Genomic DNA, 19,296 nt, shown 5'->3' on the forward strand with positions numbered 1-19,296 from the left:
CGACGGGTTTGCAGAATTATAAACACTGAAAATTGTACACGTTGAAGTTTCCAAACATTAAATCTTTTACAGGCATCCTGGTTGCAGGATGCTTTTTTATTGGCATAAAAACCAATGCGCAAAACTGGGATATTAATTTGCTGAGAGACATTAATCCACAGCATCCCAATTCGTTTATATGGAAAGGTGTTTCCAGTTCAGCTTATCCTGTAAGCATTGCACTGCCCGTTGGCTTATTTGTTGAAAGCAAGATCAATCACGATAAAAAAAATGAATACAGGGCTTATGAAATTGCAGGCAGTATAGTTCTTGCGGCCGGTGCTACTACCGTTATGAAACTTGTATTTGACCGGAAGCGCCCTTTTCAAAAATACAATGATGTTTTTCCGCACAGATATGAAGACGGGAAGTCATTTCCTTCAGGGCATGTTACGATGGCTTTTGCTGCAGCCACAAGCGTTTCGCTTCAATATAAAAAGTGGTACATTGTTGTACCGGCATATGCATGGGCAGCAGGCGTTGGTTATTCAAGAATGTATTTAGGCGAACATTATCCGACCGATGTTATCGCGGGTGCGGTTACAGGCGCCGGCAGCGCATTAATTTCACATTGGATAAGTAAAAAAATATTTAAATAAAAATGAATTTAGATATAACAATTCGCAGGGCCACAGAAACAGATATACCTACTATTCATAAAATGGCGCATGCCATATGGCCGCCAACATTTGGTGATATACTTTCAGCGGATCAAATAAACTATATGCTGAACCTTATTTACAGCGAAGCATCATTACTGAGCCAGCTTAAGGAAGGGCATATTTTTTTACTGGCAGAAGAAGGTGATATACCCATTGCCTATGCCGATTACAGTTTGCTTAAAAACGGCATATATAAACTCAATAAGATTTACATTCTTCCATCGCACCAGGGAAAAGGCGTTGGCAGGTTGCTGATTGAACACATTATTCAATCAATAAAAAAAGAAAATGCAACATCATTATTACTGAATGTAAACCGTTACAATAAAGCAAAAGGCATGTATGAGCGGCTTGGGTTTAAAGTAATTGGTGAAGAAGATATTGATATTGGCAAAGGCTATTTTATGAATGATTATATAATGGAGAAGAGTTTAAGGTAGATGCTTAAACTTTGCTTTTTCTTCAGCCCTATATCTAAGAAACTTCTATGCTGAAAATGAACATTAACTGTATCGAAACCGGACACCTTATCTATGTGTTGCTTAACTAACTAATTGCTTTTCAGGACTTGTGTTAATTGGTACATCTTTCTTATACTTGACGTACAATTAAATTAATCTGCATGATAGAACTACAGCATCTTTCAAAATGGATAACAGTGGGCGGCGCTAAAACTTATCTTCTGAAAGATATAAACCTCACCATTCAACAAGGCGAATTTATTTCTGTAATGGGCCCTTCCGGTTCAGGAAAATCTACTTTATTAAATGTATTGGGCATGCTGGATGAATTTAATGAAGGCGATTATTTTTTTATGGGAGAGCATGTGAATAAGCTGAAAGAAAAACATCGTTCACAATTGTATAAACAATATATAGGTTTCGTTTTCCAGGCTTATCATCTTATTGATGAATTAACGGTATATGAAAATATTGAAACGCCTTTAATTTATCAAAACTCAAAAACATCTGAAAGAAAAGCCATTGTTGCAGATATACTTGACCGTTTTAATATCGTTGGCAAAAAAGATCTTTTTCCAACACAGTTAAGCGGCGGGCAGCAACAGTTGGTTGGCATTGCCAGGGCGCTTGTAGCCAATCCTAAATTATTGCTGGCAGATGAGCCAACGGGCAATCTTAATTCAAAACAGGGCGAAGAAATAATGGAGTTATTTAAAAAGCTGAATGAAGAAGATGGCGTAACCATTATACAGGTAACACATTCTGAAAAGAATGCTGAGTATGGTTCCCGCATTATTAATTTATTAGATGGAAGAATAGAACAGTAAAAAGTATATGAAGAACAGCATTATGATTAAAACTGCATTAATAGCATTATTTACAATTATAAGCACAACAATATTTGCGCAGGCTGATTCCACACCCGCCAAACTTACATTGCAGCAATGCATTCAATTAGCATTAGAAAATAATAATGATGTGCAGCGAAGCGAAGTAACGTCGGGCATTTCAAAGGCAAACTGGCAGAATGCGAAAGGGTATATGATACCAACATTAAACGGAGATGTGAGCCATGGTGTAAACAGCGGGCGCAGCATCGATCCTTATACAAACTCTTATTCAAACCAAACAATAAGATATGGCAATTATGGTTTAAACACCAGCCTTACATTGTTTAACTTTTTTTCTATTCAGCGCGGCATTAAGCAAAGCAAGCTGGCTTTCCAGGCAAGTGAGTTCGAGATTCAACAGCAGAAAGATGCCGTGGCACTAAATGTAATTCTTCAATACCTGCAAATATTAACTAATGAAGAATTACTTTCTGCCGCCCGGCAACAACAGGATGTGTCTTCAAAGCAGGTGGAACGGCTTGAAATATTAAACCAGGATGGCAGCATTGGCCCGGAAGAATTATCTGACCTTAAAGGCGTGTATGCACAAAACGAATTGGCTGTAGTAAATGCTGATAATAATTTGCAAACAGCAAAAATAACATTGGCACAATTGCTCAATATTCTTTACAATAAAAACATGGAAATTGAAGCGATAAACATAGCCGGCATTACAGATAACACCACGTTAAATACAGATTCCATATACAGGTCGGCTTTACAAAACCTTGCCATAGTTAAAGCAGCCGAGCTAAGAAGAAACAGCGCTGTTTACGGCGTAAAAAGTTACCGTTCGCAGCGTTATCCTTCCCTTTATTTCAATGGCGGTTTATCTACCAACTATTCAAGCGCCGCCGCCACGCAGCAGTTTACCGGTTCAAATGATGTGGAAACAGATAATTATGTGTTGAACAATGGCAGCAAGCTTCCTGTGTATGCGGTGCAGAATAATTATGTGTCTCAAAAAATACCTTACGGAAGCCAGTTTTCCAATAACTTTTATAACTCTTTCAGTATTGGTATAAGCATTCCCCTGCTTAATAATTTCAGGAACAGGACGCAGATAAAAACAGCGTTGCTGCAACAAAAAGATGCAGAGATAGTTTTAAAAACCACTAAAACGCAGTTGCAGCAAAATATAGAACAGGCGCATGCCAACGTGGTATCGGCCAGGAACCGTTTTGCAACGCTTACAGAACAGGTAAGTGCATATAAAGAATCTTTCCGCATAGCCGAAATAAAATTCAATGCCGGCGCCGTTACTTCTGTGGATTATGTTATTGCCAAGAACAATTACGACCAGTCAAACCTGAGCCTTATCATAGCCAAATACAATTATGTTTTAAGTGCTATGGTAGTTGATTATTACAGCGGCAAACTAAAATTTGATTAATCTTTACCTGTTGTGCTATTAAAATTTAAGGAGTACCGGTTAAATAATGTTCTTAGCACGTCATGCCGAGGTAACGAGACATCTCTGCACAATCATCCGGGCTTTTTAGAATAGGGTTTGTTAAATGTAAAATGGCATCCTGAATTTTTAGAATAGGGTTTGTTCTTAAAAATGACGGGTTGGAGTTTTCCGGCGCTGCATGAGTAATGTAATTTGTGGGTTGGAATTTTACTGCAATGGGTCTTTAATCAGTGAAAGGAAAAGGGTGAATTGTCCTAACGACAATTGATTTTGTATAATATTAAAGTGTTGATTTTGAATAGCGGTTTTTTTGAGTAGTTTCGTATTATATAACATAAATCAGCGCGTGTTAGGCGCAATTATTTTATGAGACTCCCCAAAATTTTGTGGGTTTTAGTTTTGACACTTGTTGCTTGTTCATCAGGGCAACAAAGTAATTATGCAGCAGACACTTCGCAAGTTGCCAGACAGCAAGACACTTCACATTATGCAGACCTTTATCCTTTGGTAATTCAAGACCTGAATAAAAAGCATGTTACCGAAAGCGGTAGCTACTACATGCTGACACAATTTTCGGACAGTGCAGTTAAAATAACTTGGGGCAACGACACTATTAAACGGACTTACGACGAACCTCTTGATTTCATGTTTGCTGAAAGATTAAATGTGAAGTGGGAAAATAAAAACTATTTGATTTTGGATTATAGCACAGGTTCAGGTGCTTGGTTAAATGTGGTACTACCGCTTAACAATATGGAGCAAGTGCAAGAGTTCAACAACGGACTTTGCTTTGACAAAAAATACAACTTATTTGTGACAGAGGAATTTGCTGATACCGTTTTAGCAGTACGCAACTTAAAAACAAAAGCAACACAATTCGTTATTGAAAAAGAAAAACCGTGTGACGCTGGAAGCAATGACGCATGTTTGGACACCATTAGCATAAGCAGTAAAATGCTTTACTATAAATGGACAACACCACATAAGTATAGCGACAAGAAAAGCAGCATTGAAAAACGTGTTCGTGTGACAATATAGAAGCGCCTAATAACTAAGATCCTGTCGTAGCAGGGTCTTCATTGTATAGCCATGTGTGCAGGATGAGACTGCGTATAAGCAATTCAGTAAATTTGGAGATATTTGAACATAGCAGCGCAGGCTTTTATGAATTATAACAATCAAAACATTTTACCCCTGTTCATTATGAAGAGTTAAAATAAAACGCAGGGTCTCGTGGCTTTGCACAATGCCATTAACGAAGACCCTGCTGCGACGTAAAAGAGATAAGTATTAAAAATCAGGTGGCCATTTTTTTTGGAACTGCGTGGGATATTCGTAAATATTTGCGTTGGACATGATTTTCGCGATGAACGTAAAAAATGTATTTATAATTATTGGGCAAACCATTTCAGTTTCACTGTTTCTAATCATAGGTTTATCATTTATAAACAATCAGATCCCAGGGCACAGAGCTATTTGTGATGCAGAAAATATTTTCATCTTTAAAGCATTAATACTTTTTGTATTACTTGGAATTGCACTTTTCATTAATTCTTGGTATCATATCAAAAAAAATAAGTGGAAAAAATATAGAATTGTTTTAATTACTATAATTCCATTTATTTTCTGTTTATCCTTATTTCTAAGGCGAATGATAGTGCCTATTTTTTTTGGGAAAGAAAATAAACAGAATTGAAGGCAGCGATCCGATCAATGTAAAAATAACATTGTTTAAGAACGGAAAGTTTATCGCATATATTTATGACATAAGTTGCAAAAGCGAAAACACGGGCACCTACAAACAGATAGATACTCTATTGACACTAGAATTTGAAGATCAAAAATCTAAATATTTAGGTGCTAAATACAAAATTGAAAATGACTCTGTGAAATGTTTAGACTGCAATTTGGATTTAAGACTTAAAATAACTACGCCCAATAATTAAGCATTCGATGTTTACGAAGTACTCGTTGGAATGAATCTGTGACATGATGCGTGGGACTCAAATTCAAATCCGGCCTTAAGCAAACTCAAATCCCAATCTGCTTTCAAGCTTTGGTTTGAGGAATACAACCACAGGTTCGACTGCAGCGCGCCATCCTTCTTTAAACATACGCCCGGTAATGCACAAGTTGCATTTGTAATGTTTGTGCTGCAGAGCGTAATTGAAAATTATAAATTGTCCAGTGCGGTAATGATCGCTTGTATTATGCCGGCGTCAACAGGCTTGCCTTTGGCATCCTCCCCGGTCAATACCCTGTATTGCTGTTCCTCATCCTTTCAAAAACAAGTTCCTGTCCATCTAACCAGTTATTTACTGGCAAATTAAAAAGGCCGCTAAAGCGGCCTTTTTAAGCTATTGATAATCAAGTGCCCGGAACAGGAATCGAACCTGCACATCCGTGAAGATACCAGATTTTGAGTCTGACGCGTCTACCAATTCCGCCATCCGGGCTTTGAAAAGGAGTGCAATGTTACATCCTGAAATCAAATCAACCAAACACTACTGGCAACATTTCTTTTTGGGAAAGAAGAAATTCTTTAACCAGCGGGTTATTTGCTTTACCGTTTTCATTGTGCGGCAAAGGTACAGTATGCTTCATTCAGCCATTCCTATAATTCATACCGCATATCGTTAAAATAACGCGAGTTCTGGATAACGTTTTTTTATTAACCCAATGCTTTAGCATTGGGATGAATGAGCTGGTTTTTAACTGGCTTTAGCCAAAGTGAATGTAAATACTCAGGCTAAAGCCTTTTTATAGAACATTTCTTTAATCCCAAGCCTGAAGGCTTGGGTTATCCCCGAACTTACGTTAAAATAATCCATTCCAAAAACCCATTAAGTGTATTTTTCACACATCTTTGTTGCATAAACGATTGCCATGGCATTAACTGCTTCCTCCGCTCCTGCTTTCATATCAAAGCCAAAATTAAGTTTTGCGCAGATTTTCAATATGAGCTTTGGTTTTTTCGGAATCCAGTTTGGATGGGACCTTCAGCGTGCCAATATGGGGCCTATTTACGAATACCTGAAAGCTTCTCCCGAACAAATACCCCTGCTGTTTTTAGCAGCGCCGCTCACCGGCTTAATAGTGCAGCCAATTATTGGTTATATGAGCGACAGGACATGGCACCCGCGCTGGGGCCGCAGAAGGCCCTATTTTTTTGCAGGCGCCTTTTTAAGCACCATTTGCCTGTTTCTTATGCCTAACAGCGGATCGCTATGGATGGCCGCCGGTTTATTGTGGATTTTAGACACCTCCGGTAATATTGCCATGGAACCTTTCAGAGCTTTTGTTGCCGATAAACTACCCGAAAGCCAGCGTACACAGGGCTTTGCCATGCAGAGCTTTTTAATTGGCCTTGGCGGAAGCATAGCCTCTGCCCTGCCGTGGCTCATGTCGAATGTGTTTCATGTTTCCAATAGTTCTTCCGGCAATAGTATTCCGCATACGGTTGAATTTTCTTTTTATGCAGGCGCGGCCATTTTCTTTATAGCAGTTTTATATACAATTTTTACCTCCAAAGAATACCCGCCGGCAATTATTCCTGCAAAGGAAAAGGCAGTAAAAAGCGGGAAGGGTTTTGGCAACGGCTTCGTGGAAATTACACAAGCCATTAAAAATATGCCTTCAAAAATGAAGCGGCTTGCCCTTGTGCAATTCTTTACATGGCCGGGCTTATTCCTCATGTGGTTTTATTATAACACCGCCGTTGCAAGGGATGTATTTCATGCAACAGGTACCACCGATCCGCTGTACACAAAAGGTATTGAATACGGCGGTTTAACGTTATCGTATTACAACATCGTATCTTTTTTATTCGCGCTAGGCATTCCTTTTATAGCAGGAAAACTTGGCCGTAAAACCACGCATACAGTTTGTTTACTGTGCGGCGCCATTGGCCTGGTTTGCGTGCGTTTTGTAACACAGCCTTATGAATTATATTTCTGCATGACGGGCGTTGGCATTGCATGGAGCAGCATTCTTTCCATGCCTTATGCTATGCTGGCCGGTTCACTGCCTGAAGATAAAATTGGCGTGTATATGGGCATCTTTAATTTCTTTATTGTATTGCCCGAAATAATTGCTTCCCTGTTCTTTGGATGGATTATGGAGCATTTATTAAATAACGACAGGATGCTTGCGGTGCAGGCAGGCGGCGTACTTATGGCCCTCGCAGCTGTTTTATGTTATAGTTTAATTCGTGAAAATAAAAACGAGATAACTGATGACGCTGCTATTTATGAAACGGCAGATGACCGGCCTGTATAACCATTCATTTCTAATCAACTTAATTTTTATTATGAATAAATTATTTGTATTTCTCTTTATTGGTTTTGTTTGCTGCGCATCGCTTTCAGCACAAACAATTGATGTGTATCCAACGCATTGGTGGGCAGGCATGAAGAATCCTGAGCTGCAGTTAATGATCCACTCGACCAATATTGCAGATAGAATTCCTATGATTAAAATGACGGAAGCGGGCATGCGACTGGCAGATGGCATCACGCTTAAAAGAATTGAAAGGGTTGAAAATCCAAACTATATTTTTTTTGACCTTGTAATTGATAAAGATGCAAAACCTGGCAAACGCATTTTTAATTTTGGAGAAGGCAAAAGAAAGATCAGCATTAATTATGAATTGAAAGAAAGGCGGCAAGGCAACGGTACTGCTTATGCACAAGGCGTTACTTCTTCAGACTTTGTATATCTTTTAATGCCCGACCGTTTTAGTAACGGCGATACCACAAACGACCGTATTGCAGGTATGAAAGATCAATCGCTTAACCGCGATTCTATCTTCTTGCGGCATGGAGGCGATTTGCAGGGCGTTATCAATCATCTTGATTATTTAAAAGATATGGGCGTTACCACTTTGTGGATGACACCGGTTATTGAAAACGACATGCCCAACCGCACAGAACATGGTTATGCTTTTACCAATCATTACAAGATTGAACCACGCATTGGCGGTGAAAAAGCTTACCTGCAATTAAGCGATAAGCTGCACAAACGCGGCATGAAACTGATACAGGATGCAGTGTATAACCATGTTGGCCTGTATAACTTTTTTGTACAGGATATGCCTTCAAAAGACTGGCTGCATCAATGGCCTGAGTTTACTCAAACCAGTTATCGCGACCAACCTTTATTTGATCCACATGCGGCTGAATCTGATAAAAAAAGAACAAGCGATGGATGGTTTACGCAGCAAATGCCCGACCTTAATCAATCCAATCCTTTGGTGGCAAACTTTTTAATCCAGCATGCCATTTATTCGGTGGAAGAATTTGGTGTGGATGGCTGGCGCATTGATACCTATATTTACAACGATCTTGACTTTATGAACCGCTGCAATAAAGCGCTTACCGATGAATACCCGCACATAACCATGTTTGGCGAAGCGTGGGTGCATGGCACTGCTAGCGAAGCTTATTTTGCCGAGAACAATATCAACACTCCTTTTAAAAGCAACCTGCAGGGCATCACAGATTTTCAGTGTTTGTTTTATGGCATTCAGCCGGCTGTGAATGAACCTTTTGGATGGACGGATGGCGTAAATAAATTGTACACCACTTTAAGCAATGATTTTTTATACAAAGACCCAACACGCAATGTTATCTTTTTAGATAATCATGATCTCAGCCGCTGGTATTCTGTTGTGAATGAAAATTTGCAAAAAGATAAGATGGGTTTTGTATGGCTGCTTACCTGTCGCGGCATTCCGCAAATGTATTATGGCGATGAAGTGCTGATGAAAGGCATTACCAATCCTGACGGTTGGGTGCGGCTTGATTTTCCCGGCGGATGGAGCGGTGATAGCGTGAATGCTTTTACCGGAAGAAATTTAAAAGCGGATCAATTATCTGTTCAATCTTTAATAAAAACACTCGCGAACTTCAGGAAGAATTCCTCTGCTTTAAAAACAGGAAAACTAATGCAGTATTTACCTGTTGATGGCTTGTATGTTTATTTCAGGTATGATGAAAATCAAACCATCATGATTGTATTAAACACAAGTGATAAACAGCAAACAATTGATTTTTCAAAGTATACTGAGCGTACTTCAGGCTTTACAAATGCCATCAATATTTTTGATAACACAATAAATGCAACATCATCCCCAATTTTACTTGAAGCCAACACAAGCCTTGTGCTTGAGCTGAAAAAATAAGCGTCTCTCCTGCTGGTAATTTCAGTGCATAAATATAAAAGGCAGCAATTTGTATTTGCCGCCTTTTAATTATCTAAGATCTTTTTAAGTGAATTATAAACCAAAAGCTTCTTTTATCTTATCAACATAATCAAGCTTTTCCCAGGTAAATAATTCAACAGTTTTAGTAATCTTTTTGCCTTCAGGCGAAGAGAATGTTTTCTCAACCACTTCATTCTTGCGGCCCATGTGCCCGTAAGCTGCAGTTTCACTGTAAATAGGGTTACGCAGTTTTAAACGCTGTTCAATAAAGTATGGGCGAAGATCAAAAATACCTTCCACCTTTTTGCTTATTTCACCATCAGTTAAATTAACATTCGCAGTGCCAAATGTTTTTACGTTAATGCTTGTGGGCTTTGCAACGCCGATAGCATACGATACCTGAACAAGCGCTTCATCGCACACACCTGCTGCTACAAGATTTTTTGCAATATGGCGTGTTGCATAAGCTGCAGAACGGTCAACCTTGCTGGGATCTTTTCCGCTGAAAGCACCGCCGCCATGAGCGCCTTTACCGCCATAAGTATCAACAATAATTTTCCTGCCTGTTAAACCTGTATCACCATGCGGGCCGCCAATCACAAACTTTCCGGTTGGGTTTACGTGGTAAGTAATATTGTCTGTAAATAAAGGTTTGAATTCAGGGTTTTTCTTTAATATTCTTGGGATAAGAATATCCAGCACATCCTGCTTAATTTTCTTAAGCATGTTTTCTTCCGTATCGAAATCGTCATGCTGCGTTGATATGACAATGGCATCAATTCTTACAGGTTTATTATCATCAGAGTATTCCAGGGTAACCTGGCTTTTAGCATCAGGCCTTAAGTAAGTAATATCTTTATTTTCCCGGCGAAGCTCAGCCAGTTCAATCAAAAGTTTATGCGCAATATTTAATGCCAGCGGCATGTAATCTTCCGTTTCATTAATAGCATAACCAAACATCATTCCCTGGTCGCCGGCGCCCTGGTCTTCTTTACTGGCCCTGTCAACACCCTGGTTAATATCAGGCGATTGTTCATGTATAGCTGAAAGCACACCACAGGAATGCGCTTCAAACATATACTCACTTTTGGTATAACCAATTTTGCGAATAACGTTACGTGCTATATCCTGCACATCAAGATATGCCTTCGATTTTACCTCGCCGGCAAGAATAACCTGGCCTGTTGTTACAAGCGTTTCACAGGCAACTTTGCTGTTCTCATCAAATGCAAGAAAATTATCGATTAAAGCATCAGATATCTGGTCTGCAATTTTATCAGGATGTCCTTCAGATACACTTTCGGACGTAAATAAATAAGGCATATAATTTTTTTAAGAGTTGCAAATATAGTGCTATGCAGGAAAAATTATTCGGGCAATGAATACACTATATGCAAACGCATTTTGTACTGGCTGTTGTTATTGTTGCCGCCGCCCAGCCTGATCCTGCCTATTGCGGGATAATTAAGTGAAGGTGACGAAATAGGTACAGCGTATTGAAAATTTTTATCTACATAAATATATTGATTGTATGGGGCGGTTAACACCAGGTTATAAAGTGTATCGCTTCTTGTTATAATGCTTTGCACATATCTCGTAATATCAAAACTGTAATTATATACACCATTTTTTAATCTCGGTGAAACGCCAAACTGGGTAAGGTTACTTATACTTCCATTATATACGCTAACATCATAAGGCATTATAAACTGCTTTGCAGAATCTTTATTATATGCTGCCAGGAACAGGTTAGGCGGCGAAAGCAATGTATCGTTAGATGCATAAGGCACCTGGTTCATCAATATTTCTGCGCGGTGCACAATTACATTAGGCATTCCCTTTACATTGGAAATATTAATAAAGGCGCGTGTGCCCGGGCTTGTTTGCATAAATATCAAATCCTGGTTACTGTCTGGCCTGTTTACATAAGAAGGAATTTCAGTGCCGCTGTAATCTCTTAAAATCGTATTGGAGCTGGCTGAAGTTAAAGCCTTCGGTAAAAACCTTTTAACCAGTGTATCACCACCACCGAGTTTATGATAATATAATGAAAGCCGCGTAGTAGTGTCTGTAAGGTTCATGCGCATTAACGCCTGCCCCATAGCGCCGGGCTCAATCATAATACCTCTTAAATAAGTATAAAATGCAGAATCGCCGGTGTAGTAAGTGCTGCTGTCCAGCTTCAAAATATTTTCACCAAACGATTTATTTAATCTTATGCGAAGCTGGTTAGTTGTTATTTCAGTTGCAGCCACACCTTTTATAGTATCAACATCATCAAGCCTGCGGATATCTACATATTTAGCGGTATTAAATTCTGTAAGCTCCTGCCCTTTTATAAAGTTTTTTGTATTGGTATATGAGGAATTGCTGTTAAACAAATTTTCGGGGTCCATGCTGTAAACACGCAGGCTTAAAGGCTGCAATGAATCGCCCCAAACACCTTTGTATTTTAAAGATAGAACCACAGAATCCACCACAATACTATCTTTATTAATGCCGCGTGCAAAAGGGGAATTTTCCGGTGCTACCTGGAAGTTAATAGAAGCAGTGGTTTTTCCAAAAACCGGGTCGTTTACATAACCAAGCACATGATCGTCGGAAATGCTTACCGAAATGGTATCGAAGCCAAGGTTCTTTGTAAATACTTCGATAACAGTATCCTTTGTTATAACCCCATCAACCGGCGGAATTAACCCTGAACCAATGTCTGTAGTAATTATCTTGGTGCAAGAAAAAAGAACAACCAGAAAAAGTAAAGCACCCTGGAAAAACCTGGGCCGTAAATGAGGGTAATTCATGAAATTTTACTTCGACGCAAGCTCGTTATACAATTCTAAATACTCTGTTAAATCAGATTCTTTGCTGTAAGGCAATATCTTTTTACCGCGTGATTTAGCAAATTCTTCAACAAGTTTTTTGTCTATTTTCTCAGCGCCGAAAGTAATGGCATCTGCATAATGCGCACCGCCCCTGAACATGGCAGTGTTGTTATTATCTTTATAAGGTTCCAGTTCTTTTTCTTTAATGTTAGCATGAATAACAGCTCTTTCAAGAAAATGTTTTCCAAGCTTTTCTTTAAAAGTATTTTGACCAATAGTAAAGACTGTTTTGCTATGCAGAAAAACGGGTTCGCGTTTATAAACAGTTTTCAGGTACATGGGAATAAGGCCTGTCATCCATCCGCTGCAATGAATAATATCAGGAGGCCAGCCAAATTTCTTCACGGTTTCCAAAGCGCCCTTGCAGAAGAATATGGTGCGAAGATCATTATCATCAAACCAATGATCGTTCTCATCATGAAAAATATGCTTGCGCTTAAAGAAGTCTTCATTATCTAAAAAATAAACCTGCAACCTTGCATTAGGCAAAGACGCAACTTTTATTTGTAAAGGGTGGTCATCGTTATCAATAGAAACATTTATGCCCGATAATCTTACCACTTCATGCAGGCGGTGCCTTCTTTCATTAATCACACCAAAACGCGGCATAATACAACGCACTTCATAGCCATTATCATTACATTTTATTGCCAGCTTGTTTACAATCTCGGCAAATTCTGTAAGCTCCAGGTAGGGTGACATTTCTGTAGCTATGAATAAAATTCTTTTCTTTGTTGACATTAAAAACCTGTTTTTTACCTAATGCTAAAAAAAATAAAGAGTGCAAAGGTAACGAAATGCTTTGAAAATTAAGAGCTACAGGCATTTGGGCGTTGTTAAATCCCTTCAATGATATTATTTAAAACCATTCGGCCGCTGCAGACGAAACTGGAAAAACTGCGTAATAACAAACTGAAAATTGGCTTTGTTCCTACTATGGGTGCTTTACATTCAGGTCATCTTTCCTTAATGAAAGAAGCCAAAAAACAATGCGATATTGTTGTGTGCAGCATTTTTGTGAATCCCACTCAATTCAATGATAAAAGCGATTTTGATAAATACCCCGTTACAATTGAGCAGGATATTTTTTTACTGGAGACCAATAAAACCGATATTCTTTTTTTGCCTTCTGTTAACGAAATTTACCCGCAGGGCACACAGCATTTGCAGCATTTTGAATTGGGTTATCTCGAAAACATACTCGAGGGCAAATACAGGCCGGGCCACTTCCAGGGCGTGTGCAACGTGGTACACAGGCTATTAAATATTGTACGCCCGGACATTCTTTTTCTTGGCAGAAAAGATTACCAGCAATACCTCGTCGTGAAAAAAATGATGCAGGATTTTTATCCTTCCATAAATATACAGGCAGTTAATACAGCCAGGGAAACAAGCGGCCTTGCCATGAGCAGCCGCAACATGCGTTTAAGCACAAATGCACATTACAAAGCAACGGCGCTTTATGAATCTTTACAATTTATACAACAACATATTGCCAGCAGCGATATTGAATTGCTGAAAGTTGAGGCAAAAGAAAAAATATTGCAAAGCGGCTTTGATAAGGTTGATTACGTGGAAGTATGTGATGCTGAAACGCTGTTGTCTGTAACCACCGCAGAACCCGGCAAACAATTAATTGCACTTGCCGCTGCTTTTATTGAAGATGTAAGGCTGATTGATAATATTCTTTTGTAAATTACTATATCGAAATCTTGAACGATGGCTAACCTGAAAACAAAACAAACAGAAGACAGCGTTACTGCTTTTTTAAATAAAGTGGAAGACGCACAAAAACGCAAAGACTGTTTTGCCATTAGCGATATGATGCAAAAAGCCACCGGGCTTGCACCGGCCATGTGGGGCACCAGCATTGTAGGTTTTGGCAGCTATCATTATAAATACGAAAGCGGCCACGAAGGCGATATGTGTATAATAGGTTTTTCTCCGCGCAAGCAAAACATTGCCTTATATATTCCAGGCGGGATACATAAATATGATGATTTACTGGAAAAGCTGGGTAAGCATAAAACCGGCAAAGGATGTTTGTATATTAATAGCCTGGATAAAGTTGATGTTGAAGTTTTAAATTCTATTATCACACAATCGCTGCAATAACTTATAAAGGTTTTGATCTTTTCGAAAGTTTAAGCCACTTCTTATCTTCGCAGCTATGACACAGGAAAAATTACAGGAATTGCGGTCCCGCTTAACCGGGATAAGGAGGTTTCTTTGACGTTGATAACCGCACGCAAAAAATAGAAAACGACCGCCAGCTCTCGCTTTCACCAGGCTTCTGGAATGATAATGACCGGGCCACCGGCATTATGAAAGAAATTAAAACAAATGAATATTGGCTTAAGCTTTACAAGCAGGTAGAAACTGCTGTGGAAGATTTTGCCGTGCTGTTTGATTTTTGGAAAGAAGGAGATGCCACGGAAGAAGAAGCTAAACAGGCTTATGATAATGCACTAACCGCATTAGATGATGCAGAGTTTAAAAGCACGCTTAACCAGCCGGAAGATGAACTGCCTGCTGTATTACAAATTAATCCCGGCGCTGGCGGAACGGAAAGCCAGGACTGGGCTGAAATGCTGTTGCGCATGTACCGCATGTATGGCGATAAGCAAGGCTGGAAAGTTACAGAACTCGATTTCCAGGAAGGTGATGGCGCTGGCATTAAAACAGCAACACTGCAATTCGATGGCCCTTTCGCTTACGGATTTTTAAAGGCAGAAAGCGGCGTGCACCGTTTGGTAAGAATTTCCCCGTTTGACAGTAATGCAAGACGGCATACTTCGTTTGCCAGCGTGTTTGTTTATCCTTTAATTGATGATACGATTGAAATAAACGTAAACCCTGCCGACCTGGAATGGGAGTTTTACCGCAGCGGCGGTAAAGGTGGCCAGAACGTAAATAAAGTAGAAACTGCTGTTCGCTTAAAACATGCGCCCTCTGGTATTATTGTTGAATGCCAGCAAAGCAGAACACAGGGTGAAAACCGTGAGCTTGCATTAAAAATGCTGAAGAGCCGATTGTATGAAGAAGAATTACGTAAACGTGAAGAAGCAAAAAATGCAGCCAATGCAGGTAAGAAAAAAATTGAATGGGGCAGCCAGATAAGAAGCTATGTTTTCCATCCTTATAAAATGATAAAAGACCATCGTACAGATTATGAAGTAGGTAATGTGCAGCCCGTAATGGATGGCGAACTGGATGGTTTTATTAAAGCTTATTTAATGATGGAAAAGGAAGTGGAACAACAGTAACACACAGCAGATATATTAGTCACCGATGCACAGATAAAATTTATTATCAAAACATAAAAAATTATTTGTGCATCTGTGGCTAAATAAATTGCCCGGCCCGTTTTAAAATTCAGTAATCTTAAAATTTCCATATCATTTAATTATGGCACGATAATTTAAAGCTTATAAGTATTGTATAACCTTTAAAACTATTGTTATGCCGGATAATAAAATTGATCAGCAAGGTTATGCTGCTGTAAACGCCGATGAAGAAAGGGATTTAGCAGCAAAGGGAGGCCCTGCAAGTGGTTTAGGCATACCGGATGATAAGCACGGTATAAAACATCCTTATGATGAAGATACGCAAACACAACTGGCAGCATTAAGCACAAAAAATAAAAAAGATCAATCCTGCGAAAGCAAGAATAAATCTTAAAGATTATGGGAAATTCATAAACATCTCAGCTTTTGAGTAAACAGTTTATGTTTACCCGCTCCGGTTAGCAATGCTAACCGGTTTTTTTATGTAGTAACGTGTTGTGCTATTGGGCTGTGTGTGGGGAGGCTGAACCGTCATTTCGACGACAGGAGAAATCTCTAATTTATTTTGAATTTATAATTATGCAGAGATGCCTCGTTACCTCCACATGACGTGCTAAGAACATTATTTAATAGATGCTCCCTAAAATTTTAATAGCACAACACGTTATGTAGCAAACAAACCATAAACTTTATTTATAAGTTATGTGATATACCAGATACTCACCGGGCTGAAATGTAAACGTTTCTTTTCGTTTTATCTCAACAGGCATTCCTGAAAAAAGGTTGATATAATTTCCGGGCAAAGCCGGGTGGTCAATAAAAAATGTTGTTGTTTCTTTTCCAAGGTTCATTAGCACAAGCACCCTGTCTTTGCGCCGCCTGCATAAATAACCCAGCACATCAGGCGCGTTAGTATTTAATAATAAAACAGAAGCGCTTTCCTGCAAAGCTTTATTGCGTTTGCGAATGGTGAGTAAGGTTTTATAAAACCCATGTAATTCCACAGGGCCTTCCCAGTCAATAAAATCTTTTTCAAAAAATTCAAGCCGCTTATAATTTGGTTTTTCCTGGCCGGAGTATATTAACGGAATGCCCGGCCAGGTACAACTAAACACAGCCATTGCTTTTGCAGATGGCCCATATTTTTCATATTCAGTTCCCTGGTAAGTATTTTCATCGTGGTTGGATGTAAACAATAATTTTCTTGAACCGATGGGATAATGCGCATAATTAATCAACAGCGGCTTTATTTCCTCAAATTTTATTTCACCTTTAAAATATTTGTCAAAGGCACGCATTACTTCCCAGCCATAAGTAAGATCGAACGATTCGTGATAATTCAAAATTTCGCATTCGGCCAGCCAGAATAAGGGTTTAATGGCATCGCATTCGCCACGCGCTTCCACCCAAAAATCTACGGGAACGGTACGCGCCATATCGCAGCGAAATCCGTCAATATCAAAATTTTCAATCCAGTGTTTCATGGCAGCAATCATGCCTTCGCGCAAAGCGGGTATTTCATAATTCAGGTCTATCACATCAACCCAGCCATACAGTTCTGTAAAATTTCCCTGTTCATCTTTTCTGTACCAGTCGGCATGTTCTTTCGTCCATTGATGATCGTAACCGGTATGGTTGGCAACCCAGTCAATAATTACTTTCATTCCAAAAAAATGGGCTGTGGAAATCAATTCCCTGAAATCATCTTCCGTGCCATAGGCAGAATCAATATTGGTGTAAGAACTGGCCGCATAATAACTGCCAAAAGTGCCCTGCCTTTTCTCCACGCTAATGGGCGTAACGGGCATAAGCCATAGAATATCAATGCCCATGTTGTGCAGGCGCGGAATGTGTTTTATAAAAGCGTTGAAAGTGCCTTCGTGCGTGTATTGGCGTATGTTTACTTCATAAATATTTGTTCCGTTTCCCCAATCAATAATCGGAAAAGCTATTGCCATTTAAATTTTATTGCTAAAGAAATCAAGTATTATACCAATGACTTATATGATAGTTTGATTTTTGTTATCAACTGTAATAATTATGGTGTTTACTGCACCACTTTTTCCACTCTCACACCCGCATTCAATACATTTTCCAGCGGGTCTTCGCGCATTACCTGCCTTATGGCAAAAGTGTAAGTGCCTGAATCAAGCCTGGAAGGTTTGGTAAACAGCAGCATGCGCTGTTCAATAATATCATCCATCGCAGTGCCAATCCACCCTTTACCGTTGGTAAGCTTTAATTCAAAACGTGTTGTATGTGGTTTTTTGTTAGGAAATGTTGAAGTAAAGTCAATATATATATTATTAAAATGGTAGGCTTCTGTGTGCCGCAAAACAAAATAAATATTGTAATAGGCCAATGTATCTTTTGCCTGGAATGTAAACGACAGCGAGGTATCGCTGCTCCATTTATGCAGCGGTATTGGCGCTGTTTTTTCAAATACATCAATGGTATTGCAGGCGCTGAATAAAAAAGCAGGAACAATAAAAATTAAAAGCCTCAAATGCTTCATACACTACAATACATTTAAAATTTGCTCTTTTGCTTTTTCCAGTTCGTCTTTCATTAATACTACGCATTTCTGCACCTCTGCATCGTAAGCTTTGGAGCCGGTTGTATTTATTTCCCTTCCTATTTCCTGCAAAATGAATGATAACTTTTTTCCTTTTATAATAGCGTTATCATTCAGCACTTCTTTAAAATAAGTGCAATGATTTTTCAGGCGCACCTGCTCTTCGCTTATATCAATTTTTTCAATGTAATAGATCAGCTCCTGCTCAAGCCTGTTGGGATCATAATTTTCCTTGCCTATATTTTCTTCCAATACTTTTTGCAAACCTTCTTTTATTTTAACGCGGCGTTGCGGTTCAAGTGCTGCAACGGCAGCCTGCTGCAATTCAATATTGGTTATGCGGGCCAGCAAATCATCTTCCATGCTCTTGCCTTCTTCTTTACGATGATTATTCAGCTCTGCAATCACCTCTTTTAAAATGTTTTCAAATAAATGCCATTCAGCTTCGGCAATTACTTCATTAGATGTGCTTATAACTTCCGGCATGCGCAGCAGCGTGCTTAAAACATTTTCCTGCGACAGGTCCAACTCTTTAGACAATTCTGATACAGGTTCGTAATACGCCTTTATCAAAGCCTTGTTTAGCTTAACAGGTTTTTCAGAACCATTCTGTGAAACAGTAATAATGCATTCAATGCTGCCGCGCATCAATCCTTCATTTAAAATATTACGTATTTCAATTTCGTAAGGTTTTAGCAGCGATGGCATGGTAAGCCGTATATCGTATTGCTTGCCGTTTAACGAACGCAATTCAATTAAGTATGATTTGCCGCCGATTGTCTTTTCTGCGCGGCCATAACCGGTCATTGAGTAAAGCATAACTGCAAAGAAAAGTAATTATCTGCAAGCGGGCAGTTCAATTAAGCGGTGTATTTATAAATTAT

17 protein-coding genes and 1 tRNA gene are annotated in these 19,296 nt (G+C 39.1%); 11 read left to right on the forward strand and 7 right to left on the reverse strand.

The annotated features are described in order from the left end of the window. Window positions 1-41: 41 nt before the first annotated feature. The 5 genes from BM015_RS21855 to BM015_RS11800 all read left to right on the forward strand — a co-directional run bounded on the left by BM015_RS21855 (window position 42) and on the right by BM015_RS11800 (window position 4,504). The gene (locus tag BM015_RS21855; protein ID WP_090658570.1) at window positions 42-638 is read left to right on the forward strand and encodes a phosphatase PAP2 family protein; all 597 of its coding nucleotides are present in this window, start codon (window positions 42-44) and stop codon (window positions 636-638) included. A gap of 2 nt (window positions 639-640) precedes the next feature. Continuing rightward, a complete protein-coding gene (locus tag BM015_RS11785) occupies window positions 641-1,141 on the forward strand; it encodes a GNAT family N-acetyltransferase (protein ID WP_090658572.1) in 501 nt (166 codons plus the stop codon). 182 nt (window positions 1,142-1,323) lie between these two features. Next, the gene (locus BM015_RS11790; protein ID WP_090658577.1) at window positions 1,324-1,989 is read left to right on the forward strand and encodes an ABC transporter ATP-binding protein; all 666 of its coding nucleotides are present in this window, start codon (window positions 1,324-1,326) and stop codon (window positions 1,987-1,989) included. A 7-nt stretch (window positions 1,990-1,996) separates the two neighbouring features. Continuing rightward, a complete protein-coding gene (locus BM015_RS11795; protein ID WP_090658579.1) occupies window positions 1,997-3,445 on the forward strand; it encodes a TolC family protein in 1,449 nt (482 codons plus the stop codon). 420 nt (window positions 3,446-3,865) lie between these two features. Beyond that, the gene (locus tag BM015_RS11800) at window positions 3,866-4,504 is read left to right on the forward strand and encodes a hypothetical protein (RefSeq protein WP_143075836.1); all 639 of its coding nucleotides are present in this window, start codon (window positions 3,866-3,868) and stop codon (window positions 4,502-4,504) included. Window positions 4,505-5,838: 1,334 nt separating this feature from the next. Here BM015_RS11800 and BM015_RS11815 read toward each other — a convergent pair. Further along, window positions 5,839-5,922 (reverse strand) — tRNA-Leu (locus tag BM015_RS11815). Between the two features lie 430 nt (window positions 5,923-6,352). On the opposite strand from BM015_RS11815, the gene BM015_RS11820 reads away from it, so the two are divergent. Then, window positions 6,353-7,744 (forward strand): MFS transporter, encoded by a 1,392-nt coding sequence (locus BM015_RS11820; RefSeq protein ID WP_090658587.1) that lies wholly within the window; start codon window positions 6,353-6,355, stop codon window positions 7,742-7,744. Window positions 7,745-7,775: 31 nt separating this feature from the next. Next, a complete protein-coding gene (locus BM015_RS11825; RefSeq protein WP_090658809.1) occupies window positions 7,776-9,647 on the forward strand; it encodes a glycoside hydrolase family 13 protein in 1,872 nt (623 codons plus the stop codon). Between the two features lie 93 nt (window positions 9,648-9,740). Here the strand turns inward: BM015_RS11825 and metK are convergent, their stop codons facing one another. From metK to BM015_RS11840, 3 genes are read right to left on the reverse strand one after another with little or no spacing between them, the layout of a single operon-like run. Then, window positions 9,741-10,991, reverse strand: coding sequence for a methionine adenosyltransferase (gene metK / locus BM015_RS11830; RefSeq protein ID WP_090658589.1), 1,251 nt, complete (start codon window positions 10,989-10,991; stop codon window positions 9,741-9,743). 44 nt (window positions 10,992-11,035) lie between these two features. Next, window positions 11,036-12,469, reverse strand: coding sequence for a DUF4270 family protein (locus tag BM015_RS11835; RefSeq protein ID WP_090658591.1), 1,434 nt, complete (start codon window positions 12,467-12,469; stop codon window positions 11,036-11,038). Window positions 12,470-12,475: 6 nt separating this feature from the next. Beyond that, window positions 12,476-13,291 (reverse strand): glycogen/starch synthase, encoded by an 816-nt coding sequence (locus tag BM015_RS11840; protein ID WP_090658593.1) that lies wholly within the window; start codon window positions 13,289-13,291, stop codon window positions 12,476-12,478. Window positions 13,292-13,399: 108 nt separating this feature from the next. Here BM015_RS11840 and panC point away from each other — a divergent pair, with 108 nt between their 5' ends. From panC to BM015_RS11860, 4 genes are all read left to right on the forward strand, one after another. After that, the gene (panC, locus tag BM015_RS11845; protein ID WP_090658595.1) at window positions 13,400-14,245 is read left to right on the forward strand and encodes a pantoate--beta-alanine ligase; all 846 of its coding nucleotides are present in this window, start codon (window positions 13,400-13,402) and stop codon (window positions 14,243-14,245) included. Between the two features lie 24 nt (window positions 14,246-14,269). Beyond that, a complete protein-coding gene (locus tag BM015_RS11850; protein ID WP_090658598.1) occupies window positions 14,270-14,665 on the forward strand; it encodes a DUF1801 domain-containing protein in 396 nt (131 codons plus the stop codon). 55 nt (window positions 14,666-14,720) lie between these two features. Further along, window positions 14,721-15,816 (forward strand): peptide chain release factor 2 gene (prfB, locus tag BM015_RS11855; RefSeq protein WP_177191888.1). Its coding sequence is split into 2 segments (ribosomal slippage): window positions 14,721-14,780 and window positions 14,782-15,816, totalling 1,095 coding nucleotides; the frame shifts between segments, so codons are not numbered across the junction. A gap of 196 nt (window positions 15,817-16,012) precedes the next feature. Beyond that, window positions 16,013-16,231: a hypothetical protein gene (locus BM015_RS11860; protein ID WP_090658599.1), complete on the forward strand. Its 219-nt coding sequence runs from the start codon at window positions 16,013-16,015 to the stop codon at window positions 16,229-16,231. 295 nt (window positions 16,232-16,526) lie between these two features. Here the strand turns inward: BM015_RS11860 and BM015_RS11865 are convergent, their stop codons facing one another. From BM015_RS11865 to BM015_RS11875, 3 genes are all read right to left on the reverse strand, one after another. Further along, entirely contained in the window at window positions 16,527-17,795 is a 1,269-nt protein-coding gene (locus tag BM015_RS11865) for an alpha-amylase family glycosyl hydrolase (protein WP_090658601.1), read from the reverse strand. 89 nt (window positions 17,796-17,884) lie between these two features. Continuing rightward, window positions 17,885-18,352, reverse strand: a complete 468-nt coding sequence (locus BM015_RS11870; protein ID WP_090658602.1) for a gliding motility lipoprotein GldH — start codon at window positions 18,350-18,352, stop codon at window positions 17,885-17,887. A 3-nt stretch (window positions 18,353-18,355) separates the two neighbouring features. Further along, entirely contained in the window at window positions 18,356-19,231 is an 876-nt protein-coding gene (locus BM015_RS11875) for a YicC/YloC family endoribonuclease (RefSeq protein ID WP_090658604.1), read from the reverse strand. Window positions 19,232-19,296 lie beyond the last annotated feature (65 nt).

The sequence above is a fragment of the Parafilimonas terrae genome (assembly GCF_900115755.1).
In the GTDB taxonomy this organism is placed as follows: domain Bacteria; phylum Bacteroidota; class Bacteroidia; order Chitinophagales; family Chitinophagaceae; genus Parafilimonas; species Parafilimonas terrae.

Coding starts and splice junctions, on each gene's coding strand:
- BM015_RS11785 (WP_090658572.1), top strand. CDS start 641: ATGAATTTAGATATAACAATTCGCAGGGCCACAGAAACAGATATACCT.
- BM015_RS11790 (WP_090658577.1), top strand. CDS start 1,324: ATGATAGAACTACAGCATCTTTCAAAATGGATAACAGTGGGCGGCGCT.
- BM015_RS11795 (WP_090658579.1), top strand. CDS start 1,997: ATGAAGAACAGCATTATGATTAAAACTGCATTAATAGCATTATTTACA.
- BM015_RS11820 (WP_090658587.1), top strand. CDS start 6,353: ATGGCATTAACTGCTTCCTCCGCTCCTGCTTTCATATCAAAGCCAAAA.
- BM015_RS11825 (WP_090658809.1), top strand. CDS start 7,776: ATGAATAAATTATTTGTATTTCTCTTTATTGGTTTTGTTTGCTGCGCA.
- metK (WP_090658589.1), bottom strand. CDS start 10,991: ATGCCTTATTTATTTACGTCCGAAAGTGTATCTGAAGGACATCCTGAT.
- BM015_RS11835 (WP_090658591.1), bottom strand. CDS start 12,469: ATGAATTACCCTCATTTACGGCCCAGGTTTTTCCAGGGTGCTTTACTT.
- BM015_RS11840 (WP_090658593.1), bottom strand. CDS start 13,291: ATGTCAACAAAGAAAAGAATTTTATTCATAGCTACAGAAATGTCACCC.
- panC (WP_090658595.1), top strand. CDS start 13,400: ATGATATTATTTAAAACCATTCGGCCGCTGCAGACGAAACTGGAAAAA.
- BM015_RS11850 (WP_090658598.1), top strand. CDS start 14,270: ATGGCTAACCTGAAAACAAAACAAACAGAAGACAGCGTTACTGCTTTT.
- BM015_RS11860 (WP_090658599.1), top strand. CDS start 16,013: ATGCCGGATAATAAAATTGATCAGCAAGGTTATGCTGCTGTAAACGCC.
- BM015_RS11865 (WP_090658601.1), bottom strand. CDS start 17,795: ATGGCAATAGCTTTTCCGATTATTGATTGGGGAAACGGAACAAATATT.
- BM015_RS11870 (WP_090658602.1), bottom strand. CDS start 18,352: ATGAAGCATTTGAGGCTTTTAATTTTTATTGTTCCTGCTTTTTTATTC.
- BM015_RS11875 (WP_090658604.1), bottom strand. CDS start 19,231: ATGCTTTACTCAATGACCGGTTATGGCCGCGCAGAAAAGACAATCGGC.